Source organism: Pseudoxanthomonas sp. PXM03 (assembly GCF_014852005.1).
Taxonomy (GTDB): Bacteria; Pseudomonadota; Gammaproteobacteria; order Xanthomonadales; family Xanthomonadaceae; genus Pseudoxanthomonas_A.
In genome coordinates this window covers 769,696-792,417 of record NZ_JACVAU010000001.1, presented here as the reverse complement: position 1 = coordinate 792,417, position 22,722 = coordinate 769,696, and the positions used below count along the sequence as shown (strand labels likewise).

Annotated in this window: 18 protein-coding genes and 1 riboswitch; of the genes, 12 read left to right on the top strand and 6 right to left on the bottom strand. The window is 67.0% G+C overall.

The window, feature by feature from the left end; all coding sequences use genetic code 11:
• Positions 1-3: 3 nt before the first annotated feature.
• Positions 4-210: a hemin uptake protein HemP gene (locus tag IB223_RS03565; RefSeq protein ID WP_192200282.1), complete on the bottom strand. Its 207-nt coding sequence runs from the start codon at positions 208-210 to the stop codon at positions 4-6.
• Positions 211-293: 83 nt separating this feature from the next.
• Entirely contained in the window at positions 294-1,265 is a 972-nt protein-coding gene (locus IB223_RS03560; RefSeq protein WP_192200281.1) for an aldo/keto reductase, read from the bottom strand.
• Between the two features lie 314 nt (positions 1,266-1,579).
• On the opposite strand from IB223_RS03560, the gene IB223_RS03555 reads away from it, so the two are divergent.
• The 8 genes from IB223_RS03555 to IB223_RS03520 all read left to right on the top strand — a co-directional run bounded on the left by IB223_RS03555 (position 1,580) and on the right by IB223_RS03520 (position 10,372).
• On the top strand, positions 1,580-2,152 hold the full coding sequence (locus tag IB223_RS03555; RefSeq protein ID WP_225590793.1) for a TMEM165/GDT1 family protein: 573 nt from the start codon (positions 1,580-1,582) through the stop codon (positions 2,150-2,152).
• Between the two features lie 69 nt (positions 2,153-2,221).
• Entirely contained in the window at positions 2,222-3,520 is a 1,299-nt protein-coding gene (locus IB223_RS03550) for a nucleoside transporter C-terminal domain-containing protein (protein WP_192200280.1), read from the top strand.
• Between the two features lie 97 nt (positions 3,521-3,617).
• Positions 3,618-4,613 carry a ribokinase gene (locus IB223_RS03545; RefSeq protein WP_192200279.1) on the top strand — a complete coding sequence of 332 codons (996 nt, stop codon included), beginning with the start codon at positions 3,618-3,620 and terminating at the stop codon, positions 4,611-4,613.
• A 110-nt stretch (positions 4,614-4,723) separates the two neighbouring features.
• Positions 4,724-6,877 (top strand): TonB-dependent receptor, encoded by a 2,154-nt coding sequence (locus IB223_RS03540; protein WP_192200278.1) that lies wholly within the window; start codon positions 4,724-4,726, stop codon positions 6,875-6,877.
• A 72-nt stretch (positions 6,878-6,949) separates the two neighbouring features.
• On the top strand, positions 6,950-7,999 hold the full coding sequence (locus tag IB223_RS03535) for a PepSY-associated TM helix domain-containing protein (RefSeq protein ID WP_225590792.1): 1,050 nt from the start codon (positions 6,950-6,952) through the stop codon (positions 7,997-7,999).
• 29 nt (positions 8,000-8,028) lie between these two features.
• Entirely contained in the window at positions 8,029-9,027 is a 999-nt protein-coding gene (gene dusB, locus IB223_RS03530) for a tRNA dihydrouridine synthase DusB (protein ID WP_192200276.1), read from the top strand.
• A gap of 11 nt (positions 9,028-9,038) precedes the next feature.
• Positions 9,039-9,866: a class I SAM-dependent methyltransferase gene (locus tag IB223_RS03525; RefSeq protein ID WP_192200275.1), complete on the top strand. Its 828-nt coding sequence runs from the start codon at positions 9,039-9,041 to the stop codon at positions 9,864-9,866.
• Between the two features lie 155 nt (positions 9,867-10,021).
• Positions 10,022-10,372: a hypothetical protein gene (locus tag IB223_RS03520; protein ID WP_192200274.1), complete on the top strand. Its 351-nt coding sequence runs from the start codon at positions 10,022-10,024 to the stop codon at positions 10,370-10,372.
• Positions 10,373-10,418: 46 nt separating this feature from the next.
• Here IB223_RS03520 and IB223_RS03515 read toward each other — a convergent pair whose 3' ends face one another.
• The 3 genes from IB223_RS03515 to IB223_RS03505 are packed head-to-tail and all read right to left on the bottom strand — an operon-like array spanning position 10,419 to position 14,046.
• A complete protein-coding gene (locus IB223_RS03515; protein WP_192200273.1) occupies positions 10,419-11,471 on the bottom strand; it encodes a metal-dependent hydrolase in 1,053 nt (350 codons plus the stop codon).
• 32 nt (positions 11,472-11,503) lie between these two features.
• Complete coding sequence (locus tag IB223_RS03510; RefSeq protein WP_192200272.1) at positions 11,504-12,322, bottom strand: UDP-2,3-diacylglucosamine diphosphatase; 819 nt, start codon at positions 12,320-12,322, stop codon at positions 11,504-11,506.
• A complete protein-coding gene (locus tag IB223_RS03505) occupies positions 12,319-14,046 on the bottom strand; it encodes a lysophospholipid acyltransferase family protein (RefSeq protein WP_192200271.1) in 1,728 nt (575 codons plus the stop codon). The genes IB223_RS03510 and IB223_RS03505 overlap by 4 nt, the downstream gene beginning before the upstream one ends.
• A gap of 211 nt (positions 14,047-14,257) precedes the next feature.
• Here IB223_RS03505 and metK point away from each other — a divergent pair, with 211 nt between their 5' ends.
• The 3 genes from metK to IB223_RS03490 all read left to right on the top strand — a co-directional run bounded on the left by metK (position 14,258) and on the right by IB223_RS03490 (position 17,992).
• The gene (metK, locus tag IB223_RS03500; RefSeq protein ID WP_192200270.1) at positions 14,258-15,469 is read left to right on the top strand and encodes a methionine adenosyltransferase; all 1,212 of its coding nucleotides are present in this window, start codon (positions 14,258-14,260) and stop codon (positions 15,467-15,469) included.
• 125 nt (positions 15,470-15,594) lie between these two features.
• A complete protein-coding gene (locus IB223_RS03495; RefSeq protein WP_192200269.1) occupies positions 15,595-16,092 on the top strand; it encodes an acyl-CoA thioesterase in 498 nt (165 codons plus the stop codon).
• Between the two features lie 40 nt (positions 16,093-16,132).
• A complete protein-coding gene (locus tag IB223_RS03490; protein ID WP_192200268.1) occupies positions 16,133-17,992 on the top strand; it encodes an ATP-binding cassette domain-containing protein in 1,860 nt (619 codons plus the stop codon).
• 170 nt (positions 17,993-18,162) lie between these two features.
• Here the strand turns inward: IB223_RS03490 and ppc are convergent, their stop codons facing one another.
• Positions 18,163-20,886: a phosphoenolpyruvate carboxylase gene (gene ppc, locus IB223_RS03485; RefSeq protein WP_192200267.1), complete on the bottom strand. Its 2,724-nt coding sequence runs from the start codon at positions 20,884-20,886 to the stop codon at positions 18,163-18,165.
• Between the two features lie 152 nt (positions 20,887-21,038).
• Positions 21,039-21,118: riboswitch (S-adenosyl-L-homocysteine riboswitch) on the top strand.
• 35 nt (positions 21,119-21,153) lie between these two features.
• Here ppc and ahcY point away from each other — a divergent pair.
• Entirely contained in the window at positions 21,154-22,593 is a 1,440-nt protein-coding gene (ahcY, locus tag IB223_RS03480; RefSeq protein ID WP_192200266.1) for an adenosylhomocysteinase, read from the top strand.
• Positions 22,594-22,722 lie beyond the last annotated feature (129 nt).

The following is a 22,722-nucleotide window of genomic DNA, read 5'->3' as shown; positions in this document are numbered from 1 at the left end:
TGGCTATTTGGTGAGGATCAGCTTGTCGTTGCTGGTGTGACGCAGGCGATAGACGCGATCGCCATGGCGGATCAGCACTTCGCGCTGCCCCTTGAGCAGTGCATCGCTGTCCAGCGCTTCCTCGGCGCGAGGTGCAGCCTGCGGCAGGGACAGGCGCTCGCGCAGCGCCGGCGTGTCGATGGTGGGCAAGGCAGTGACATTCGAGATCATCGGGAAGCTCCGTGGCGGAACGGAACTTGATGATAATGATTCTTATTACGGAGTCAACGGGTCCGTGCCGGCTTTCATGCGGTTCAATCGGCCGCCGCGGTCAGCCGGGCCCACACGGCATCGTCGTAGCGCGCTGCCAGCTCGAGCGCCGTGAGGTTTTCGCGCAGTTGCTCCGGGCGGCTGGCGCCCAGGATGACGCTGGAGACGTGAGGGTTGCGCAGGCACCAGGCGATGGCCAGCGGCGCGGGCTTTTCGCCCAGTTCGCCGGCGACCTGGGCGTACCGCCGGGCGCGCTCCCGCCTGCGTGCGCCCGCGGCGCCGAAGACCATGCGCTGAAGTTCCTCGTGTCCGGGCTGGCCGAGTCGCGTGTCCGCGGCCACGCCAGCGTCGTACTTGCCGGTCAGCAGACCGGACGCGAGGGGCGACCAGGTGGTGGTTCCCAGCCCGAGTTCCGCGTACAGCGGCGCATATTCCAGTTCCACCCGCTGCCGGTGCAGCAGGTTGTACTGGGGCTGTTCCATGGTCGGCCCGTGCAGATGATGCCGGCGCGCGATCGTGGCGGCCTCGCGGATGCGCGCGGCTGGCCATTCCGACGTACCCCAATACAACACCTTCCCCTGCCGCACCAGCGTATCCATCGCCCATACCGTTTCCTCGACCGGCGTGTCCGGGTCGGGACGGTGGCAGTAGTACAGGTCCAGGTAATCAACCTGCAGCCGCCGCAGCGCCGCATGACAGCCTTCGACCACATGCTTGCGCGACAGTCCGCGCTGGGTCGGGCGCGGATTCTCCACGGCACCGAAGCAGACCTTGCTCGATACGCAGTAACCGTCGCGTGGCAGGTCCAAGTCATGCAACACCTCGCCCATTACGCGCTCGGCTTCGCCATGACCGTACACCTCGGCGTTGTCGAAGAAGTTGATCCCCTGGTCCCAGGCCAGCGCGATCAGTTCGCGCGCCTCTGCGCGTCCGACCTGTTGCCCGAAGGTCAACCAGGCACCAAAGGACAGTGCGGAGATCTGCAGGCCAGAATTGCCCAGGCGTCGGTAGTGCATAGCGTGCTCCGGTGACAACGCCCCATCCTAGCGCCGTTCGACCGGGCGACCACGCGATGCCCGCACAAATGAGAATGACTCCGCCGCGGCGGGCGGTGCCTCCGTACAATGCGCGCACTTTCCTCCTCCGGGGAGTAGCCCACCCGTCCTGACGGGGTCCGCGCGTCAACACACTTGGTCGCCGACCATGGTGCGCGGGACGAAGCGATCCGCTTCGCCGGGCAAGACCGAAGGCAGGCGTCGCGCTTACCCGGGCCGGGCAGTGCGTCGTTTGCCTTCGCGTTCGACGCGAATGCCTGGCCCCGGAGTTGCTGATGCTGTCCCTGCATGCCCTGCTGGTTTCCACCGGCACCGTCACCCTGGCCGAAATCGGCGACAAGACGCAGTTGCTTGCTCTGTTGCTGGCGGCGCGTTACCGCAAGCCATGGCCGATAGCGCTGGGTATCCTCGTCGCCACGCTGGTCAACCATGCGATCTCGGCGTGGCTGGGCGCGGAGCTGACCGAATGGCTGTCGCCCGAGGTGCTGCGCTGGGTCGTGGCGGCGAGCTTCCTGGCCGTGGCCGTGTGGACGCTGAAGCCGGACACTTTGGAGGACGAGGCCGACAACCTGCCCGCGCATGGTGCGTTCCTGGCAACGACGGTGGCCTTCTTCCTGGCCGAGATCGGCGACAAGACCCAGGTGGCCACCGTCCTGCTGGCCACCCGGTACGACCCGCTGTGGCAGGTCATTGCCGGCACCACGATCGGCATGCTGCTGGCCAACCTGCCGGTGGTCTGGCTGGGCCACCGCTTTGCTGACAGGCTGCCGCTGAAGCTGGCCCGCAGCCTGGCGGCGGCGGTATTCCTCGCCCTGGCCGTGTGGGTCGCCGTGCGAGGTGTTGGCTGAACAACCGGGGCCGGGCCGGGCGCTGCTAGACTCCGCGGTCAGAACAATATGCAAGGTCTGGGGGAATACATGCTGGAAGTCTTGGGGCGGATCGGCTTTGGCCTGTTCGGCCTGGCGGTGCTGATCGGCATCGTCTGGCTGTTTTCCAACAATCGGAAGGCCATCGACTGGAAGCTGGTCGCCACCGGCATCACCCTGCAGATCGCCTTCGCCGCCCTGGTGCTGCTGGTGCCGGGCGGGCGCGAAGTGTTCGACGCGCTGGGCCACGGCTTCGTGAAGATCCTCAGTTTCGTCAATGCCGGTTCCAGCTTCATCTTCGGCAGCCTGATGAACACCGAAACCTACGGTTTCATCTTCGCCTTCCAGGTGCTGCCCACCATCATCTTCTTCGCGGCACTGATGGGCGTGCTGTACCACCTCGGCGTGATGCAGTTCATCGTGCGGATCATGGCACTGGCCATCACCAAGGTGATGAAGGTGTCGGGCGCGGAAACCACCAGCGTCTGCGCCAGCGTCTTCATCGGCCAGACCGAGGCGCCGCTGACGGTGCGCCCGTATATCCCGAAGATGACCGAGTCCGAGCTGATCACCATGATGATCGGCGGCATGGCGCACATCGCCGGCGGCGTGCTGGCGGCCTACGTGGGCATGCTGGGTGGGGGCGATGCCGAGCAGCAGGCTTTCTACGCCAAGCACCTGCTCGCCGCCAGCATCATGGCGGCCCCGGCCACGTTGGTGGTCGCCAAGTTGCTGATCCCGGAAACCGGCACGCCGCTGACGCGCGGCACGGTGAAGATGGAAGTGGAGAAGACCTCCAGCAACATCATCGATGCCGCCGCCGCCGGTGCAGGCGATGGCCTGAGGCTGGCGCTGAACATCGGCGCGATGCTGCTCGCCTTCATCGCCCTCATCGCCCTGCTCAACTGGCCGCTGACATGGTTCGGTGAAGCCACCGGCCTGGCGGCGGCGATCGGCAAGCCGACCGACCTGGCCACGATCTTCGGCTACCTGCTGGCCCCTATCGCGTGGGTGATCGGCGTGCCGTGGCAGGACGCGACCACGGTCGCCTCGCTGATCGGCCAGAAGGTCGTCATCAACGAGTTCGTCGCGTATCTGCAGCTTGCCGACATCGTCAACGGCAAGGTCCCGGGCGTGACGCTGTCGGAAGAAGGCAAGCTGATCGCCACCTATGCGCTGTGCGGCTTCGCCAACTTCAGCTCGATCGCCATCCAGATCGGCGGCATCGGCGGGCTTGCGCCCGAGCGGCGCTCGGACCTGGCGCGCTTCGGCCTGCGCGCCGTGCTGGGCGGCACCATCGCCACGCTGATGACGGCCACCATCGCCGGCGTGCTCTCGAACTTCGGCTGATCCGGGCCGGGCGGCCGACGGCCGCCCCGCTCCTTCCGTTTACGTTTCCCTCCCGTGACCGTGGCGCTGCTGCGGTCCGGACTGCAGGTACCGCACCATGAACACGCCATCATCCTCCGCCTTCCACGTCGTCGTCGTGGGCTCCTTCAATGTCGACCACGTATGGCGCTGCGATACCCTGCCGAATGCCGGCGCAACCATCGCCGGACGCTATGCCAGCGGTCCGGGCGGAAAAGGCTTCAATCAGGCCATGGCGGCAGCCCGCGCGGGCACCTCCACCACCTTCGTCTGTGCCCTGGGCAACGATGCCGGCGGCACGCTCGCGCGTGAACTGGCGGCACACAACGGTATGGACCTGCGCGCGCAGGCCACCGACGAGCCCACCGGTACGGCCGGCATCTATGTGGATGGGCACGGCCGCAACATGATCGTCATCGGTGCCGGCGCCAACGCGGCGCTCGATACCGCGTTCGTATGGCAACAGGACGCAGCGTTCGCGAACTCCGCCGTCGTGCTCGTGCAGCTGGAATCACCCACGGACGCCGTGCTGTCAGCCCTGCAGGCCGCACGTCAACATGGTGCGATGACGGTACTGAATCCCGCGCCCGCGAATGCCGCCACCACGACCGATCTGCTGTCCCACGCGGACATCATTACGCCCAACGAAACCGAATTCGCCGCCCTGTTGGCGCGCCATCTGGGCGAGCGCATCAGTGCCGACGATGTCGCCACGCTGGACGGCGTGACCCTGCACCAGCATTGCCGCCTGCTGTTGCCGCACGGCATCGTCGTTGTCACGCTGGGCGCCACCGGCGTCTACGTATCGCACCCCGACGAGCAGTTGCGCGGCGATACGCGCGCGCACTACCGGGTGGCCGCGGAGAGCGTCAATGCCATCGACACCACCGGTGCCGGTGATGCCTTCAACGGCGCACTGGCCGCCTCGCTGGCGGCGGGCGGCTCGCCGGTATTCGCTGATCACGTTCGCTTCGCAAACCGTTACGCGGCCCTTTCGACTGAAAGGAACGGAGCGGCGCTGGCCATGCCGTTGTTGAGCGAGATGCAGGCACGCTTCGACACGGTGTCCGGCTGAACAAGGGTTCCGGTCGGGAGTTGAGCCGGATGGCCGCCGCCGACACCCCTGGCTACTGATAACCATTCTCATTTAAAATGGACGGGTCCGATATCCCAGACCTGTCCCCCATGACCCTTCCGCTTCGTCTGAGCCTGCTTTCGCTCGCCCTCTCGTCTGTCCTGAGCCCCATCGCCGTTGCGCAGTCGAATGACGCTGTCAAACTCGACCGCGTGACGGTCTCGGCAAGCACCAGCCGCATTCCGGATTCGGCCGCGGCACTGCCGAATACCATCACCATCATCGATCGCCAGCAGTTGGATCAGCAGCTGGCGCTGACACAGGACCTGTCCCAAGTCCTCGCCAACCTGATTCCCGCATTCACGCCTTCACGCCAGAAGCTGACCAACGCCGGTGAGAACCTGCGCGGCCGCAAGCCGCTGTATCTGGTCGACGGCGTACCGCAGTCGACGCCATTGCGCGAAGGCGGGCGCGACGGCCACACCATCGACCCGGCGATGATCGAGCGCATCGAGGTGATCCATGGTGCCAATGCGCTGCAGGGGCTGGGCGCCTCCGGCGGCATCATCAACATCATCACCAAGCGCGCCCCCCGGAAAGACGGCGAGACGTTCCACGACGTCAGCGTCAGCGGAAGTGTCGCGGCCCCCAGGGGAGACGACAGCGCGGGCTACAAGGCGTCCTACGTCTTCGGCACGCGCCGCGGCGACGTCGACTTCGTCGGGGGCGCGTCCCTTGCCAGCGAGGGGCTCTACTACGACGGCGATGGCCGGGCCATCGCCGTCAACGATGTCCAGGGCGATCTGATGGACGCGCGCAGCCACAACCTGTTCGCCAAGGTCGGCTGGAATCTCGACGACCAGCGCCGGCTGCAGGTCAGCGCCAACCGCTACGAACTGCAGGGCAACAACGATTACCACACCGTGCTGGGCAACATCGCCACCGGCCAGCTGGCCACGTCCGCGCCCGGCGGCAGCGAAGGCGAAGGCACCCGCAATCGCTCGACCTCGGTGGTGCTGGATTACACCGATCACGATTTCGCCGGCGGCTTCCTGCAGACGCAGCTGTACTGGGTGGATTTCAAGGCCCTCTACGGCGGCAGCTACTGGGGCGATTTCTGGGGCGACGGACGCGACCCGGACTGGTACGACCAGTCGCAGAACGCATCCGAAAAACTGGGCGGCAAGTTCAGCTGGTCGCGCGGCGACCTGTTCGGACTGAACCTGCGCGGCACGTTCGGACTCGACCTTGCCCGCGACAGCACCTACCAGGAACTGGTCTACGCAGGGATCGACTGGGTGCCGGAAACGACCTACGAATCGGTGTCGCCTTTCGTGCAGGCGGAATGGCGGTTCGCCGACGCCTGGCTGCTGACGGGCGGCCTTCGCCACGAGCGCGGCGAACTGCAGGTGGACGACTACCTCACCATCCCCGACCAGCGCACCGTACCGGCCGGCGTGAAGGGAACGCGCTACCTGGTCACCGGCGGCACCACTAGGACCAGCGAGACGCTGCCGAACCTGGGCCTGGTGTGGGAAGCCACCGATGCACTGAAGCTGTACGCGTCCTATGCCGAAGGCTACACCGTGGCCGATATCGGTCGCGTGCTGCGCGGCATCACCGCGGCCGGCCAGCGGGTGGACAGCCTGGTCGACCTGCAGCCCGTGATCGCCGACAACCAGGAGATCGGCCTGGACTACGACGACGGCCGCTGGCTGCTGCACTTGGCCCTGTATCGCTCCGACTCCGACCTGGGCTCGCGCCTGGCCTTCGATACCGCGACGCAGACGTACGCGGTGGTCCGCGAACGGACCGAAATCAAGGGCTTCGATGGCAGCCTGTCGTTCCGCTTCAGCGACGGCATGCGCGCGGGCCTGGCCTACGCGCGCAGCGAAGGGCGCTACGACAGCAATGCCGATGGCCGCGTCGACAGCGATCTGCCGGGCATCAATATCAGCCCCGATCGGGTCACCGGGTTCTGGGAAGCGTCGTTCACGCCATCGGTGGACGTGCGCCTGCAGGCGAGCAAGGCACTGGACCGCGACTTCGACCTGCGCGGCAACCAGGTCGCCGGCTTCGACGGGTACACCACCGTGGATCTTCTGGCACGCGTCAGGCTGCCCGTCGGTACGCTGAGCGTGGGCGTCGAGAACGTCTTCTCCGAGCAGTACGTCACCTACTACTCGCAGAGCACGCCCCGCAACGACACCTACACCGCCGGACGTGGGCGAGTGCTGACGGTGGGCTGGTCGCACCGCTTCTGATCCACGCCGACAACGCCCCGCATGTTCCCTCGCCAGGCCATATCGACCCCCTCCGCATGGCGTGTCCGCGCCATGCTGAAGTGGTTGCACCTGTGGCTGGGACTGTCCGCCGGTCTGGTGTTCGCGGCAGTGTCGCTGACCGGCACGGTGTTGGCATTCCAATCCGAACTGCTGTTGGCTGCTCATCCCGAACTGGCACGCGAACGGCTGCCGCCGCTCGCGCTGCAGGGCCATGCGCTGGCGCGGGTCGTGGCAGGTGCGGAAGACAGGGGCATCCGTTCCATCGACCTGCCCTCTCCGCGCCTGCCCGCCTGGCAAGCGTTCGCCAGCGAGGGCGAACGCCATTACTTCGATGCCGCCAGTGGCGAGCCGTTGCTGGTGCGCAACACCGGCAACGACGCGGTGATGTGGCTGCGCGACCTGCACACGCACCTGCTGGCCGGTGAGGCCGGCGAGGATGTGCTGGGCGCATTCGGAATCGTGGCGCTGTTCATGCTGTTGTCCGGACTTTACCTGTGGTGGCCGCGCCTGGCGTCGTTGGCCTCAAGCCTGCGCTGGCATGCGCGCCCGCCACCCCGGCGCTGGCTCAGCTGGCACCGCAGCCTGGGGGTTTTCCTGCTGCCATTGCTGCTGGTGGTGACCTTCACCGGCGTGGCGATGGTGTACAGCCAGCCGTTGCGAAGTGCGCTTCGCTGGACGTTCGGCGACGGGCCCGAGGTCGTGCCGCCCTTGCCGATCGAACGGGAGACCACCTCCATCGATTGGCGGGCCGTGCTGCTCACCGCAGCGGATGCGGCCCCGCGTGGCAGCGAACTCCGCCGCATCAGCCTGCCCAAGGGCGATGACGCCATGGTGTCGATCCGTTTCCGCGCTCCCGGTGAGTGGCACCCCAACGGCCGCAGCGTTGTCTGGATGGATCCATACCGCGCAAGCGCGGTGCAGGTGCACGATGCGACAGCGCAGGATGCCGGCGCCCGCATCAGCGAGGCGATGTATCCGTTGCATGGCGGCTTCGTGGGTGGGCGTGCATGGCAATGGACCATCGCCGCCGCAGGTCTGTTGCCCGCTTTCCTTCTGGTGACCGGCTTCCTGTTCTGGCGCGCGCGACGCCGCCGGCACTGACCCTGGGGGGCCGGCGGTACAATGCCGCCATGCAGATCGGCCCCTACCGCATCGAACCGGCGGTGATGCTGGCCCCCATGGCCGGCGTCACCGACAAGCCATTCCGCCTGCTGTGCAAGCGGCTTGGCGCGGGCATGGCGGTGTCGGAAATGACCATCAGCGACCCGCGTTTCTGGAACACCTCCAAGTCGCTGCACCGCATGGACCACGAGGGCGAACCAAGCCCGGTCAGCGTGCAGATCGCCGGCACCGAACCGGAGCAGTTGGCGAATGCCGCGCGCTACAACGCCGACCACGGCGCACAGATCATCGACATCAACATGGGCTGTCCGGCGAAGAAGGTGTGCAACACCTGGGCGGGTTCCGCGCTGATGCGCGACGAGTCGCTGGTGGGCCGCATCCTGGAAGCGGTGGTGAAGGCCGTCGATGTGCCGGTGACGCTGAAGATCCGCACCGGCTGGGATTGCGACCACCGCAACGGCCCGGTGATCGCGCGCATCGCGCAGGAAAGCGGCATCGCATCGCTGGCGGTGCATGGTCGCACCCGCGACCAGCACTACACCGGCAGCGCCGAGTACGAAACCATCGCCGCGATCAAGGCCGCGCTGCGCATTCCCGTGGTGGCCAACGGCGACATCGATTCCCCGGACAAGGCGGCGCACGTACTGGCGCAGACCGGTGCCGACGCCGTGATGATCGGCCGCGCCGCGCAGGGGCGCCCGTGGATCTTCCGCGAGGTCGCCCACTTCCTCGCCACGGGCGAATCTCTACCGGCGCCATCCCTGCATGAAGTCCGCGACATCCTGATGGGCCACCTGCAGGCGTTGCACGACTTCTATGGCGAACCGCAGGGCGTGCGCATCGCGCGCAAGCACCTGGGCTGGTACGCCAGGGACCGCCCCGAGAACCTCGCATTCCGCGCGGTGGTCAATCGCGCCGAGAGCGCTGACGAGCAGGTGCGGCTGACACGCGACTACTTCGATGCCCTGATCGCCGGCGTCGCGCCGGTACTGCCCGCTGCCGCCTGAGGAGAGAGCCCATGTCCGAGAACGATGAACGCCCTGCCTACCTTCATGGATTCTCGTCGGTTGAACAGGCGCGCCTGATGAAGCAGGCGCGCCTGCTCGAAAGCACGCTGTTCAACCATGTCGACTACACCGGGGCACGCCGGTTGCTGGAGGTGGGCAGCGGCGTGGGGGCTCAGACCGAGATCCTCTTGCGTCGCTTCCCCGACGTGCACGTGACCTGCGTCGACCTCAACGACGTGCAACTGCAGGCCGCGCGGCAGAACCTGGCCACCATGCCCTGGTGCCGCGACCGCTACACCCTGCAGCAGGCGGATGCCAGCCGGCTGCCTTACGGCGCGCGCGAGTTCGACGCTGCCTTCCTGTGCTGGATCCTGGAGCATGTGCCGAACCCGGCACGCGTGCTGAGCGAAGTGCGCCGCGTGCTGGCACCCGGTTCGCCGATCTACATCACCGAAGTGATGAACTCTTCGTTCCTGCTGCATCCCTATTCGCCGAATACATGGCGCTACTGGATGGCATTCAACGACTTCCAGTACGACAGCGGCGGCGACCCGTTCATCGGCGCGAAGCTGGGCAACCTGCTGCTCGCCGGCGGCTACCGCGACGTCGCGACCGAGATCAAGACGGTGCACTTCGACAACCGCGAGCCGGCGCGGCGCAAGGACATGATCGCGTTCTGGGAAGAACTTCTGCTGTCGGCGGCCGACTCGCTGGTCGAAGCCGGCCGCGTGACGCAGGACGTCGTGGATGGCATGCGCCGGGAAATGCGCGATGTGCAGAACGACCCGGATGCGGTGTTCTTCTATGCGTTCGTGCAGGCGCGCGCAACGGTTTACTGATGAAGGTATACGCGCGCTAAACATGACCTGAGTCACCGTGCTTTCCGGCACTGGGGCGCACGGCCCTGCAGCATGAGGATGGGCAGGCCGGTTCCCCCGCCGGCCTGCGGAGTACCGCAGCCAACAAGCGGTAATCACCTCCCCTGGAGGCTGTCATGAATGCAAGAACCCCGCTCTTCGTCGCCTTGTTCGCCCTGCCCTTCTCCGTGCAGGCCGGCGACAGCATCAAACAACTTGCCGAGTACACTGGCATGAGCGAACGCAAGGTACAGATGGTGATCGGTCCGCGCACCGCTTTCCCGGAATATCGCGCTTCCTACCAACGCGCTGCCACCCAGTTCCGTGCCGCGGTGGGTGAAGACAATTTCCGGCGTGCGTTGAACGGCGAGTCGTTCGTCCTGGAACGCCGCACCGATTCCAGCCCGCAGCAACGTGTTGCGGTGGACGCGGTGCCGGCAGCGCAACCCGCGGACTCCGTCCGCAAGGAACGGCTCACTGGCTCCTGACGCCTCGCCTGTCCCACGGGGCTGACGCGCCGGCTTCCATGACGCGTCAGCCGATGGCGGACCGCAATGGCTCCGTTGATGGATGACGGATGCGATGCCACATGGCGGCAACCAATTGCAGCAGCCCTTCCGTGCCCGACACCGGTGCGGCCCAGGGCTGTTGCACCGGCGTCACCGGAGTCCACGCTCCGTCGCGTCGTTCGGCCACTTCGAAGCTGAAGCTGTAGTCCGGCTCCAACCCCATCCGCAGATCCGACAGCACCAGGCGATCCTGCTGCACTCGCGCGCGCATGAAGCCGCGGTTGAACCAGGTCAGCCGCTGGACCGCCGGAACAGCGTGTGCCTCCGCCAGTGCCTGCACGTTGGACGAATAGCCGCGGAACCGCAGCGGACCGTCATCGGCCAGGACGGATCGCTCCGCTTCCACGTATCCGGACGGCGTCATCGCCACCACGCGCCACAGCAGCGTATTGAACGGCATCGGCACGGAGAAGCGAGGCGCACCGTCCAGCCCCATCGAGGCAAGCGTCCGCTCCGCCTCGCGATCGACCATGGCCTTGGCCAGCAGCGACCACCCCAGGTATGCGCTGCTCAACACCAGGCCGACCGCGAGAGCGCGTTGCGCCGCGGCGCGTTCGCGCAGGAACCACGCCACGATGCAGGCCACCAGCAACCACACCGTGTACAGCGGGTCGATGATGAAGACGCTGGACCACATGACCGGCGGTGGCGTCAGCGGCCACCACAGCTGCGTGCCGTAGACAGTAAAGGCGTCCAGCAGCGGATGCGTGACCAGGGCCAACTGGATGGCCCAGAACCACCGCGTCGGCGATGCGGCGACCCGCCCATTGCCGAACCGCTTGAACAGGCACCAGACCAGCCAGCCGACCAGGGGCAACACGAATAGCGAATGGCTGAAACTGCGGTGCACGGTCATCAGCGTGACCGGGTTGTCCGAGAACAATGCGATGGGCAGGCTGTCGAGGTCCGGCAGCGTGCCGAGGGCCGCGCCGGCGAGCAGCGCGGCACGGCGATGCGCGGCGGGGGCGATGGCGGCGGTGATGGCACCGCCGAGGACGATCTGGCTGAGGGAATCCATGCGGCGATCCTAGCAGCCGCCGAAGGGATTCCTCACGCCGCGCGCGACACGTCCTGCGGGACCAGGCGCAGGCGCGGCGCAACCTCGGCCAGCACCTTGCCGCTATGCGAGAGCAGGCACAGCGTGCCGTCGGCCTCCTCGCTGAGCGCGGTGAGGCTTTCGACCCAGTCGCCGTCATTCGCGTACAGCAGACCATCGCGCTGGAGCAGCGACGCGCGATGGATGTGTCCGCAGACGATGCCGTCCAGCCCGCGGCACTTCGCATCGTCCAGGCCCGCCTGCACGAAGCGGGCGATGTAGCGCTCGGCCGCATCGCTCTGCCGCTTCAGGTATTCCGCCAGCGACCAGTAGCGCAGGCCGAGCCGGCGACGCAGCTGGTTGGTCAGCCGGTTGCCGGTGAGGATGCGGTAGTAGAGCCAGTCGCCGAACTTCTCCTGCAGCCCGCCGAAGTGGGTGATGCCATCGTAGTCGTCGCCATGCGTCACCAGCAGCCTGCGCCCGTCCAGTGTGGTGTGGATCGCGCGGCGCCTGACCTGCATGGCGGGCAGCATCAGGCCGCAGAACCGCCGGATGGGCCGGTCGTGATTGCCGGGGACATAGATGAGTTCGGTGCCGTTGCGTGCCAGCGCGTGCAGCGCCTCGACGACCCGATTGTGGGCCGCATCCCACGACGCGCGGCGCTGCGCCATCCACCACAGGTCGACGATATCGCCCACCAGATACAGGCGCCTGCAGCGCAGGCCGGCGAGGAAGTCGGCGAACTCTGCTGCATGGCAGTGCTTGGAACCGAGGTGGACGTCGGAGACGAAGACCGCGCGCCGCATCGGGGGTGGCGCGGCCAGCGGGCTCATGCCGCCGTCTCCATCGGACGCCACGTGTCGCCGAGGTAGCGTTCCCGCTTCCTCGGCCGGATCCGGTGCAGGTCCACTTCGATCAGGCCATCGATGGAGTCGCTGAAATCAGGATCGACGCCGAACGCCAGGAAGCGCGCACCACCGGGTTCGCACAGGTCGGTGTACTGCTTGTAGAGCATCGGCACGGTCGCCCCCACCGTGTCCAGGTTGGTCTTCAGCACGCGGAACGCGGTGTCGGCATCCAGCGCATCGAAGCGGGGGGGCGTGGCGGTGTAGCGGAACGGATGGCGCGAGCGTGCTTCGCCGTTCGGGTCGCCGTAGTAGTGGGCGTAGTACGCGACGATCTGCTCGCGCGCATCCAGCGGCAGCGCCGCACTCATCGACACTGCGCCGAACAGGTAGCGCACCCGCGGATGGCGGCGCAGGTACGCGCCGATGCCCTGCCACAGGTAGTCGATGCTGCGGCTGCCCCAGTAGTCGGGCACCACGAAACTGCGCCCCAGTTCCATGCCGGCGACCAGGCGAGGCAGCGCGTCGTCGGCGTAGTCGAACAGCGAGGCCGTGTAGAGGCCCTTCAGGCCCTGCGCCGCCAGCACCGGCGCGCCGCGCGCGATCCGATAGGCGCCGGCGATCTTCCGCTGCGCGGCATCCCACAGCACGATGTGCTCGTACCACGCATCGAAGGCATCCACGTCCATCCGCTTGCCGGTGCCCTCGCCCACGGCTCGGAATGTCAACTCGCGCAGACGCCCGATCTCGCGCAGCAGCGCCGAGCCTCCGGCCAGGCGCCCCACGCAGATGCGCTTTCCATCGCTGGTTTCGCCCAGCACGTCGAGCGAAGCGATGCAGGCTTCGAGCGCTTCCGGCGCCAGCGCATCGACCAGGGGCTCCAGTGGCTCGCCAGCGTCCGGCACGGGCAGTTCCACCCCGCCCCCCAACGCATACAGCGCCTTGCGCACGCGCAGGATCTGCGCAGCGGCATCCTCCTGCGCATCCATGCGCAGGCACTGCCCCACATGCAACCGCAAGCGCCGCTGATGGCGACGGAACATTTCGCGCGCAAGCAACGCCGTGCCGGCCGGCTTGAACAGCGCCGATGCACCGTAGAACAGCGCCGAATTGCGCGCTTCCACCCGGATGGGCAGTACCGGTGCGGCTGTCGTTTGGGCGAAGCGGAGGAAGCCCCGGCGCCAACGGGTATCGCGCACGCCCCGCGGGCCAAGCCGGGACACCTCGCCGGCGGGGAACACGATCACGCACTGCTCGGCTTCCAGCGCCTGTTCGACCGCGCGCACGCTGTCTGCGCCCGGCTTGCCACCAAGGATGCGGACGGGCAGCAACAGGCTGGCCAGCGGCGCGATCCCCGTCAGGAAGTCATTGGCGACGATCTTCACGTCACGCCGCACACGACCGACCAGTTGCAGCAGCGCCAGGGCGTCCAGCGCACCGGAAGGATGGTTGGCCACGATCAGCAACCGGCCCTGCGCCGGGATGCGCCGCTCCGCGGCGGGGTCGACCGTCGGCCGCAGGTTGAGGTGGTCGATGGCGGCATCGACGAAGTCGAGTCCGTGCAGGTGGCCGTGATCGGCCAGGAAGGCATAGGCCTGGTCCAAGCGGGACCAGCGGCCCAGGGTGCGCAGCAGTGGCCGGGTCAGCCCGGCGCGACGGCCGCGGAACCAGTGCGGATAGCGTTCGACGATCTGCTGTTCCAGGGGGCGCATGGTCGTGGCAAAGCCTGGCGGCGGGGTTTCGCCGCGCAGCCTGCGCCTGGCCGGCGACAGCCCGGTTTCCGTTTTCTGGCAGTCAGGTGACAGCGAAGCCGTGATCCCCGCTTAACCCGCGGCAACCCTGAACGACGCAGAATGCACGCACCGCCTCCGGCGTGTATCATGCGCGCCCATCTTTTCATCCGAATCAAAGGATATAAGCCTGATGTCCAGCTACCTGTTCACCTCCGAATCGGTCTCCGAAGGCCATCCGGACAAGATCGCCGACCAGATCTCCGACGCCGTGCTGGACGCCATCCTGGCCCAGGACAAGCGCGCACGCGTGGCCTGCGAGACCCTGGTGAAGACGGGCGCCGCCATCGTGGCCGGCGAAGTCACCACCACCGCCTGGGTGGACATCGAGTCGCTGGCCCGCAAGGTCATCAACGACATCGGCTACGACAATTCGGACGTCGGCTTCGACGGCCACACCTGCGCCATCATCAACATGCTGGGCAAGCAGTCCCCCGACATCAACCAGGGCGTGGATCGCAAGAAGCCGGAAGAACAGGGCGCGGGCGACCAGGGCCTGATGTTCGGCTACGCCTGCAACGAGGCGCCGGAATTCATGCCGGCCCCGCTGTACTACAGCCACCGCCTGGTGGAACAGCAGGCCAAGGTGCGCAAGAAGGGCAAGCTGAAGTGGCTGCGCCCCGATGCCAAGTCGCAGGTCACCCTGCGCTACGACGGCAATACCGTGCTGGGCCTGGATGCCGTGGTGCTGTCGACCCAGCATGATCCGGACATCAAGCAGAAGGACCTGATCGAAGCCGTGCGCGCCGAGATCCTGGTGCCGGTGCTGCCGAAGAAGTGGCTGGACGCGCTGCCGAAGAACAAGGTGCACATCAACCCGACCGGCAAGTTCGTCATCGGCGGCCCGGTGGGCGACTGCGGCCTGACCGGCCGCAAGATCATCGTCGACAGCTACGGCGGCATGGCCCGCCATGGCGGCGGCGCGTTCTCGGGCAAGGATCCGTCGAAGGTGGACCGTTCGGCCGCCTACGCCGCACGCTACGTGGCCAAGAACATCGTGGCCGCCGGCCTGGCCGACAAGTGCGAAGTGCAAGTCTCCTACGCGATCGGCGTGGCCGAGCCGACCTCGATCTCGGTGACCACCTTCGGCACCGGCAAGGTCGGTGACGACGTGATCGAGAAGCTGATCCGCAAGCACTTCGACCTGCGTCCGTACGGCATCACCAAGATGCTGGACCTGGAGCACCCGATCTACCAGCCGACCGCCAGCTACGGCCACTTCGGCCGCAAGCCGCGCGAGATCAGCTACGTGGACGGCGCCGGCAAGAAGCAGACCGCGACCGCCTTCTCCTGGGAGAAGACCGACCGCGCCGAGGCCCTGCGCAAGGACGCCAAGCTGAAATAACCGCCGCAGGCATCGCGACGACGGGAACGGGCCGCTCACGCGGCCCGTTTTCTTTTCCGGCGACGGGTCGCACGCCCCACGCCGGGATCGGTTAGCCTGCGCGCCTCACCTTGCGGAGGCGTGCCATGGAATCGCTGAAGAGCCACCAGCTCACCATGACGGTGCTCATGACGCCGGACATGGCCAACTTCTCCGGCAAGGTGCACGGCGGCGCGATCCTCAAGCTGCTCGACCAGGTCGCCTACGCCTGCGGCAGCCGCTACGCCGGCAAGTACGTGGTCACCCTGTCGGTCGACCAGGTGATGTTCCGCCAGGCCATCAACGTGGGCGAGCTGGTGACCTTCCTCGCTTCGGTCAACCACACCGGCACCTCGTCGATGGAAATCGGCATCAAGGTGGTCGCCGAAGACATCCGCAAGCAGAGCGTGCGCCACGCCAACAGCTGCTTCTTCACCATGGTGGCGGTGGACGACGAGGGCCGCACCACGCCGGTGCCGCCGCTGGAGCCGGCCACGCCGGACGAGATCCGACGCTTCGCTGCCGCGCGCCTGCGCCGCCAGCTGCGCGAGGAAATGGAACGGCGGCACGCCGAGCTGGGCAGCCGGGCGGCGGAAAACGCCTGAACCGCCGTTTCGGCCGGCGCGCGCCGGCTACAATACGCACATGTCCTTGATGCAATTCCAGCGGGTCGACTTCAGTGTCGGCGGGCCGCTTCTCCTCGAACACGTAGACCTTTCCATCGAACCCGGCGAGCGCGTCTGCATCGTCGGCCGCAACGGCATGGGCAAATCCACGCTGATGCGGCTGATGGCAGGCGAACTGAAGCCCGACGACGGCGAAATCCGCGTGCAGAACGGTGTTGTCGTCGCGCGTATGGCGCAGGAAGTCCCGCAGGACACGCAGGGCACGGTGTTCGATGTGGTGGCCGAAGGGCTGGGCGACCTGGGCCAGTTGCTGGCGCGCTACCACCATGCACTGCACGACGGCGACATGGACGCGATGGGCGAGGCGCAGGCACAGATCGAGGCGCAGCATGGCTGGGACCTGGATCTGCGCGTGCAGCAGGTGCTGACGCGCCTGGAACTGCCCGAGGAGACCGACTTCGCCGCCCTGTCCGGCGGCATGAAGCGGCGCGTACTGCTGGCGCAGGCCCTGGTCCGCAAGCCCGACATCCTGCTGCTGGACGAACCCACCAATCACCTCGACATCGAAGCGATCGCCTGGCTGGAGGGCTTCCTCAAGCAGTTCGACGGCAGCATCGTCTTCGTCACCCACGACCGCAGTTTCCTGCGTTCGCTGGCCACGCGCATCGTCGAGATCGATCGCGGCCAGCTGACCAGCTGGCCCGGCGACTACGACAACTACCTGCGCCGCCGTGAAGAAAGGCTGCATGCCGAGGCGCAGGAGAACGCGCGCTTCGACAAGCTGCTGGCGCAGGAAGAAGTGTGGATCCGCCAGGGCATCAAGGCGCGTCGCACCCGCAACGAAGGCCGCGTCACCGCACTGAAGGCGATGCGCCGCGAGCGCGCGCAACGGCGCGATTTGTCCGGCAACGTCAGGATGGAAGCCGCGGCGGCGCAGTCGTCGGGCAAGAAGGTCATCGAGGCGAAGGGCATCACCCAGGCCTACGACGGACGCGTGCTGCTGGACGACGTGTCGGCGACGATCATGCGCGGCGACCGTGTCGGCATCGTCGGTCCCAATGGCGCCGGCAAGTCGACGCTGTTGAAGATCCTGCTCGGCGAACTCGCCCCGCAGCACGGCGAAGTGAAGCTGGGCACCGGGCTGCAGATCGCCTACTTCGACCAGCACCGCAGCCAGTTGGATGAATCGCGCACCGCGCTGGAGAACGTGGCCGAAGGCAGCGACTTCGTTGAACTCAATGGCAGCCGCAAGCACATCATCGGCTACCTGCAGGACTTCCTGTTCTCGCCCGAGCGCGCCCGCGCGCCGATCACCCGCCTGTCCGGCGGCGAGCGCAACCGCCTGCTACTGGCCAAGCTGTTCGCGCAGCCCTCCAACCTGCTGGTGATGGACGAACCGACCAACGATCTGGACGTCGAGACGCTGGAGCTGCTGGAAGAACTGCTGCTCGACTACAAGGGCACGCTGCTGCTGGTCAGCCACGACCGCGACTTCCTCGACAACGTGGTCACCAGCACGCTGGTGCTGGAGGGCGAAGGCCGACTGGGCGACTATGTCGGCGGTTATTCGGACTGGCTGCGGCAGCGGCGCACTCCTGGCACGTCGTCACCTGCAACGTCCAAGCCCGCGCTGTCGAAGCAGCCGGAGCCAATGGCCGCCAAACGCAAGCTGGGTTTCAAGGAAGCGCGCGAACTGGAGCAGTTGCCGGCACTGATCGAAACGCTGGAAGCCGAGGTAGCCAAGCGCACCCGGGCCATGAACGACCCGGCCTACTATCAGCAGTCGCCCGCCGACTTGCAGCGCGCGAACGATGACCTCGCAGCGAAGCAGGCCGAACTGGACCACGCCTACCAGCGCTGGTCGGAGCTGGATGGCTGAGTAACGGGCTTTTCTGTAGGAGCGACGTGAGTCGCGACCGCAGGCGTTGACTGCCGGCGACCGTCGCTGCATCCGCCGACCCATCGATCACGTCTTCTCTCTGTTTCGATCCACCGCGACCGGATAGCGTGCGGTCGCGACTCACGTCGCTCCTACAACGGCAGGTTCGCTCACCCGGTGTTCTGCACGCCCTGTGACACGCCGTTGATGCTCGCCACCAGTGCGTGCAGCAATGCCTCGTCCTCGCGCCCGGTGGCGCGCCAGCGCTTCAGCAGGTCGGCCTGCATGACGCTGATGGGATCGATGTAGGGGTTGCGCAAGCGGATGGACAGCGCGAGGCGCTGGTCGTGCTGCAGCAGCCATTCGTTGCCGTTCAGCGCCAGCACCCAGCGCAGTACCGAAGCATGTTCGCGCTGCACCTGCGGGAAGAACACGTCGTGCAGGTCACCCGCCATGCGCGAATACATCTCGGCAATGCTCAGGTCGCCCTTGGCCAGCACCATCGATACGTCATCGAGGAAGGTCTTGAAGAACGGCCAGTCGCGCGCCATCTCGCGCAGCGCGTCTTCGCCGTAGGCGTCCGCAGCTGCCTGCAGGCCGGCGCCCACGCCGTACCAGCCGGGGATCACCGCGCGTGCCTGGCTCCAGGCGAACACCCACGGAATCGCGCGCAGGTTGCCGAGTGCCGCGTCCTGCCCCAGGCGTCGCGAGGGACGCGAGCCCAGCGTCATCCGCTCGATCACGTCGATCGGCGTGGCGCTGCGGAAATAGTCCATGAAGCGCGGCGACTGCACGAAGGCGCGGTAGGCCTGCGTGCTCTCGCTCGCAACCAGCGCCATGATCTCGCGCCAGCGTGCTTCGCGCGGCTCCGGTGGACGCGGGCGCACGCTGGACAGCAACACGGCGCCGACGGACTGTTCAAGCGAGCGCAATGCCAGCGCACGGATGCCGTACTTGCGATGGATCACTTCGCCCTGCTCGGTCACGCGCAGGCGGCCGTCGACGCTGCCGCGCGGTGCCGCTTCCAGCGCGCGCGAGGTCTTGCCGCCCCCGCGGATGATCGACCCGCCACGGCCATGGAAGAACGTCAGCTTGATGCCGAGTTCCTGCGCGGCATCGACGAGATCCACCTGTGCCCGCTGCAGGCCCCAGCGCGAAGCGGCGATGCCGCCGTCCTTGCCGCTGTCGGAGTAGCCCAGCATCACCATCTGCACATTGTCGCGCGCGGCCAGGTGGGCCCGGTAGACGGGGTCGGCCAGCAGGTCGCGCAGCACCTCGGTGCCATGCCCGAGGTCGTCGATGGTTTCGAACAGCGGCGCGATGTCGAGCGGCACCTGCCCTGCATCGTCGACCAGCCCGCCCCGCCGCGCCAGCGCCAGCACGGTCAGCACGTCGGCGCGACTGTGCGCCATGCTGATGATGTAGGTGCCCAGCGCGTCGGTGCCATGGCGCGTGCGCGCATCGGCCAATGCACGGAACACGGCGTCGAGGCGTTCGTTGCCTTCCTGGTCCGACGGGGGCAACGCCTTGTCGCCGTGCGCGTAAGGGCCCAGCAGCACCGCACGTTCCACGGCGTCACGGTTTTCCCACCCGCCGTCGCCGAGTGCGGCCGCCACGGCGCGCGCGTGCACGCTGGATTCCTGACGCACATCCAGCCGCGCAAGATGGAAGCCGAAGGTCCGCACGCGCCACGCCAGCCGGCGCACGGCGAACCAGCCGGCATGGATGCCGCGGTTGGCTTCCAGGCTGTGCAGGATCAGATCGATGTCGTGCGCCAGTTCCTCCGGCGAGGCATAGCCTTCGGCGCGGTCTTCAAGCGTGGCCTGCAGGCGCGCACGCATCAGGTCGTTGAGCAGGCGGTACGGCATGTCGCCATGGCGTGGGCGCGACTTCTTCACGGCCTCCGGCATCAGCGCGCGATAGGCCTCCACACGCGCGGTCACGTCGGACGACACCCCGATGATGGAACTGGACTGGCTGAGCAGCGTGGTGAGCTGGCGCAGTTCCTTCAGGTAGCGCGTCAGGATGGCGCGCCGTTGCGCATCCAGCGTGGCGGTGACGGTGCCGGCGTCGACGTTGGGATTACCGTCCATGTCGCCGCCGACCCAGGTGCCGAAACGCAGCACGCGCGGCAGGTGCGCGGTGACCTGCGGCGCAGCGCCGTAGACCTCGGTAATCGCGTTCTCCAGCGTTTCATACAGCACCGGAATGACCCGGTAGAGCACTTCGATCAGATAGAAGCCGACATGCTCGCGCTCGTCTTCAACGCCCGGGCGTACGGGTGACGAGTCGGCCGTCTGCCAGGCCGAAGTCAGCGCCATGCGGAAGCGTGCCGTGTCGGTCGCCAGCTCGCCCGGCGTGCGCGTGCCATCCAGCCCGTTGATCAGGCTGGCCACCATCAGTTGCTCCTTCTCCAGCAGCGCCCGGCGCACGGCTTCGGTCGGATGGGCGGTGAACACCGGCTCCACATCGATGCGCGGCAGCCACTGCGCCAGCTCGTCCAGCGTCACGCCCTGCGCCTTGAGCTTGGACAGGGTGTCGTGCAGGCCGTCGGGCTGCGGCCGGGCGCTGCCGGCCCGCTGGTAGTCGCGGCGGCGGCGGATGCGGTGGACGCGCTCGGCGATGTTCACCACCTGGAAGTACGTGCTGAAGGCGCGGATCAACGATTCCGCCTGTTCGGGCGGTTGGCCATCCAGCAGCCCGGCCAATGATTGCGGCGGATCGCCGGTCTGCCGGCGCGCGATGGCCGTGGTGCGTACGCGCTCCACGCCCGCCAGGAAGTCCGGCGACACCTGTTCGGCCAGCATGTCGCCGACCAGGGCGCCCAGCCGGCGCACGTCTTCACGCAGAGGGACGTCGGGCGGAGCGAATTCGAGACTGCGGGGGCTGTTCATGCGCGGCGCGTGGATCCCGTCGTTCGTTTGGCTTGTATTGGTATTGCCCGGAAGGACAATTGGTCTGCTGCAGGGCAACAATCCAAGCCTACCCGATCAGGCAAACCCGTGCGCCATCGTTTCATCCGGAACAAGCGATATAATGGCCGCCCTTCGCCGAGGGGCGCTGCGACCGTGACCATGGAGTCCGGCCAGGCTCGGTGGAATGAACCTGCAACGGCGCCCGGATAACCTGCGACCCTGATCGCACAGACCGGAGCAAGAGCCATGAACGCAGTACGCACGTTTTCGACCGAGGGCGACTACAAGGTCGCCGACATTTCCCTGGCCGACTGGGGCCGCAAGGAACTCGACATCGCCGAGCACGAGATGCCCGGCCTGATGTCGATCCGCCGCAAGCACGCCGCCACCAAACCGCTGAAGGGCGTTCGCGTGACGGGCTCGCTGCACATGACGATCCAGACCGCTGTGCTGATCGAGACGCTGAAGGACATCGGCGCGGACGTGCGCTGGGCGTCCTGCAACATCTTCTCCACCCAGGACCACGCCGCCGCCGCGATCGCTGCCACCGGCACGCCGGTGTTCGCCTGGAAGGGCGAGACGCTGGAGGAATACTGGGACTGCACGCTCGACGCGCTGACCTTCACCCTGCCCGACGGCACCCAGACCGGTCCGGAACTGGTGGTGGACGACGGTGGCGACGTCACCCTGCTGATCCACAAGGGCTATGAGCTCGAGAACGGCAGCGACTGGGTCAACACCGCCTCGGGCAACCACGAGGAGCAGGTGATCAAGGACCTGCTGAAGCGCGTCGCCAAGGAGCGTCCGGGCTACTGGACCCGGGTGGTCAAGGACTGGAAGGGCGTGTCCGAAGAGACCACCACCGGCGTGCACCGCCTCTACCAGATCGCCGAACAGGGCAAGCTGCTGGTGCCGGCGATCAACGTCAATGACTCGGTCACCAAGTCCAAGTTCGACAACCTGTACGGCTGCCGCGAGTCGCTGGCAGACGGCCTGAAGCGCGCGATGGACGTGATGCTGGCCGGCAAGCTCGCCGTGGTCTGCGGCTATGGCGACGTGGGCAAGGGCTCGGCGCACTCGCTGCGCGCGTACGGCGCCCGCGTCATCGTCACCGAGATCGACCCGATCTGCGCGCTGCAGGCGGCGATGGAAGGCTTCGAGGTCAATACCGTCGAAGACAGCCTGGGTCTGGCCGACATCTATGTCACCACGACCGGCAACAAGGACATCATCACCCTCGAGCACATGAAGGCGATGAAGGACCAGGCCATCGTCTGCAACATCGGCCACTTCGACAACGAGATCCAGGTGGACGCGCTGTACGCCTCGGAAGCCAAGCGCATCAACATCAAGCCGCAGGTCGACAAGTTCGTGTTCCCGAACGGCAACGCGATCTTCCTGCTGGCCGAAGGCCGCCTGGTGAACCTGGGCTGCGCCACCGGCCACCCGAGCTTCGTCATGTCGAACTCCTTCGCCAACCAGACGCTGGCGCAGATCGACCTGTGGGCGAACAAGGACGTGTACGAGAAGACCGTGTACCGCCTGCCGAAGCAGCTCGACGAGGAAGTCGCGCGCCTGCACCTGGAGAAGATCGGCGTGAAGCTGACCACGCTCACCAAGGACCAGGCCGACTACCTCGGCGTGGCGGTCGAAGGCCCGTACAAGCCGGACCACTACCGCTACTGATCGCGGCGGCGGTTTCGCTGCACTACCGGAACGGGCGCCCCAGGGCGCCCGTTCTGCATTGCGTGACGGAATGCGCTTTACCGTTACCGTCGGCACACCCCGGCGCTTGCCTCCCCGGCGCGATCATCG

Excerpts from the sequence above, each read along its gene's own strand:
- IB223_RS03565 (WP_192200282.1), bottom strand. The coding sequence starts at position 210 with ATGATCTCGAATGTCACTGCCTTGCCCACCATCGACACGCCGGCGCTG.
- IB223_RS03560 (WP_192200281.1), bottom strand. The coding sequence starts at position 1,265 with ATGCACTACCGACGCCTGGGCAATTCTGGCCTGCAGATCTCCGCACTG.
- IB223_RS03555 (WP_225590793.1), top strand. The coding sequence starts at position 1,580 with ATGCTGTCCCTGCATGCCCTGCTGGTTTCCACCGGCACCGTCACCCTG.
- IB223_RS03550 (WP_192200280.1), top strand. The coding sequence starts at position 2,222 with ATGCTGGAAGTCTTGGGGCGGATCGGCTTTGGCCTGTTCGGCCTGGCG.
- IB223_RS03545 (WP_192200279.1), top strand. The coding sequence starts at position 3,618 with ATGAACACGCCATCATCCTCCGCCTTCCACGTCGTCGTCGTGGGCTCC.
- IB223_RS03540 (WP_192200278.1), top strand. The coding sequence starts at position 4,724 with ATGACCCTTCCGCTTCGTCTGAGCCTGCTTTCGCTCGCCCTCTCGTCT.
- IB223_RS03535 (WP_225590792.1), top strand. The coding sequence starts at position 6,950 with ATGCTGAAGTGGTTGCACCTGTGGCTGGGACTGTCCGCCGGTCTGGTG.
- dusB (WP_192200276.1), top strand. The coding sequence starts at position 8,029 with ATGCAGATCGGCCCCTACCGCATCGAACCGGCGGTGATGCTGGCCCCC.
- IB223_RS03525 (WP_192200275.1), top strand. The coding sequence starts at position 9,039 with ATGTCCGAGAACGATGAACGCCCTGCCTACCTTCATGGATTCTCGTCG.
- IB223_RS03520 (WP_192200274.1), top strand. The coding sequence starts at position 10,022 with ATGAATGCAAGAACCCCGCTCTTCGTCGCCTTGTTCGCCCTGCCCTTC.
- IB223_RS03515 (WP_192200273.1), bottom strand. The coding sequence starts at position 11,471 with ATGGATTCCCTCAGCCAGATCGTCCTCGGCGGTGCCATCACCGCCGCC.
- IB223_RS03510 (WP_192200272.1), bottom strand. The coding sequence starts at position 12,322 with ATGAGCCCGCTGGCCGCGCCACCCCCGATGCGGCGCGCGGTCTTCGTC.
- IB223_RS03505 (WP_192200271.1), bottom strand. The coding sequence starts at position 14,046 with ATGCGCCCCCTGGAACAGCAGATCGTCGAACGCTATCCGCACTGGTTC.
- metK (WP_192200270.1), top strand. The coding sequence starts at position 14,258 with ATGTCCAGCTACCTGTTCACCTCCGAATCGGTCTCCGAAGGCCATCCG.
- IB223_RS03495 (WP_192200269.1), top strand. The coding sequence starts at position 15,595 with ATGGAATCGCTGAAGAGCCACCAGCTCACCATGACGGTGCTCATGACG.
- IB223_RS03490 (WP_192200268.1), top strand. The coding sequence starts at position 16,133 with ATGTCCTTGATGCAATTCCAGCGGGTCGACTTCAGTGTCGGCGGGCCG.
- ppc (WP_192200267.1), bottom strand. The coding sequence starts at position 20,886 with ATGAACAGCCCCCGCAGTCTCGAATTCGCTCCGCCCGACGTCCCTCTG.
- ahcY (WP_192200266.1), top strand. The coding sequence starts at position 21,154 with ATGAACGCAGTACGCACGTTTTCGACCGAGGGCGACTACAAGGTCGCC.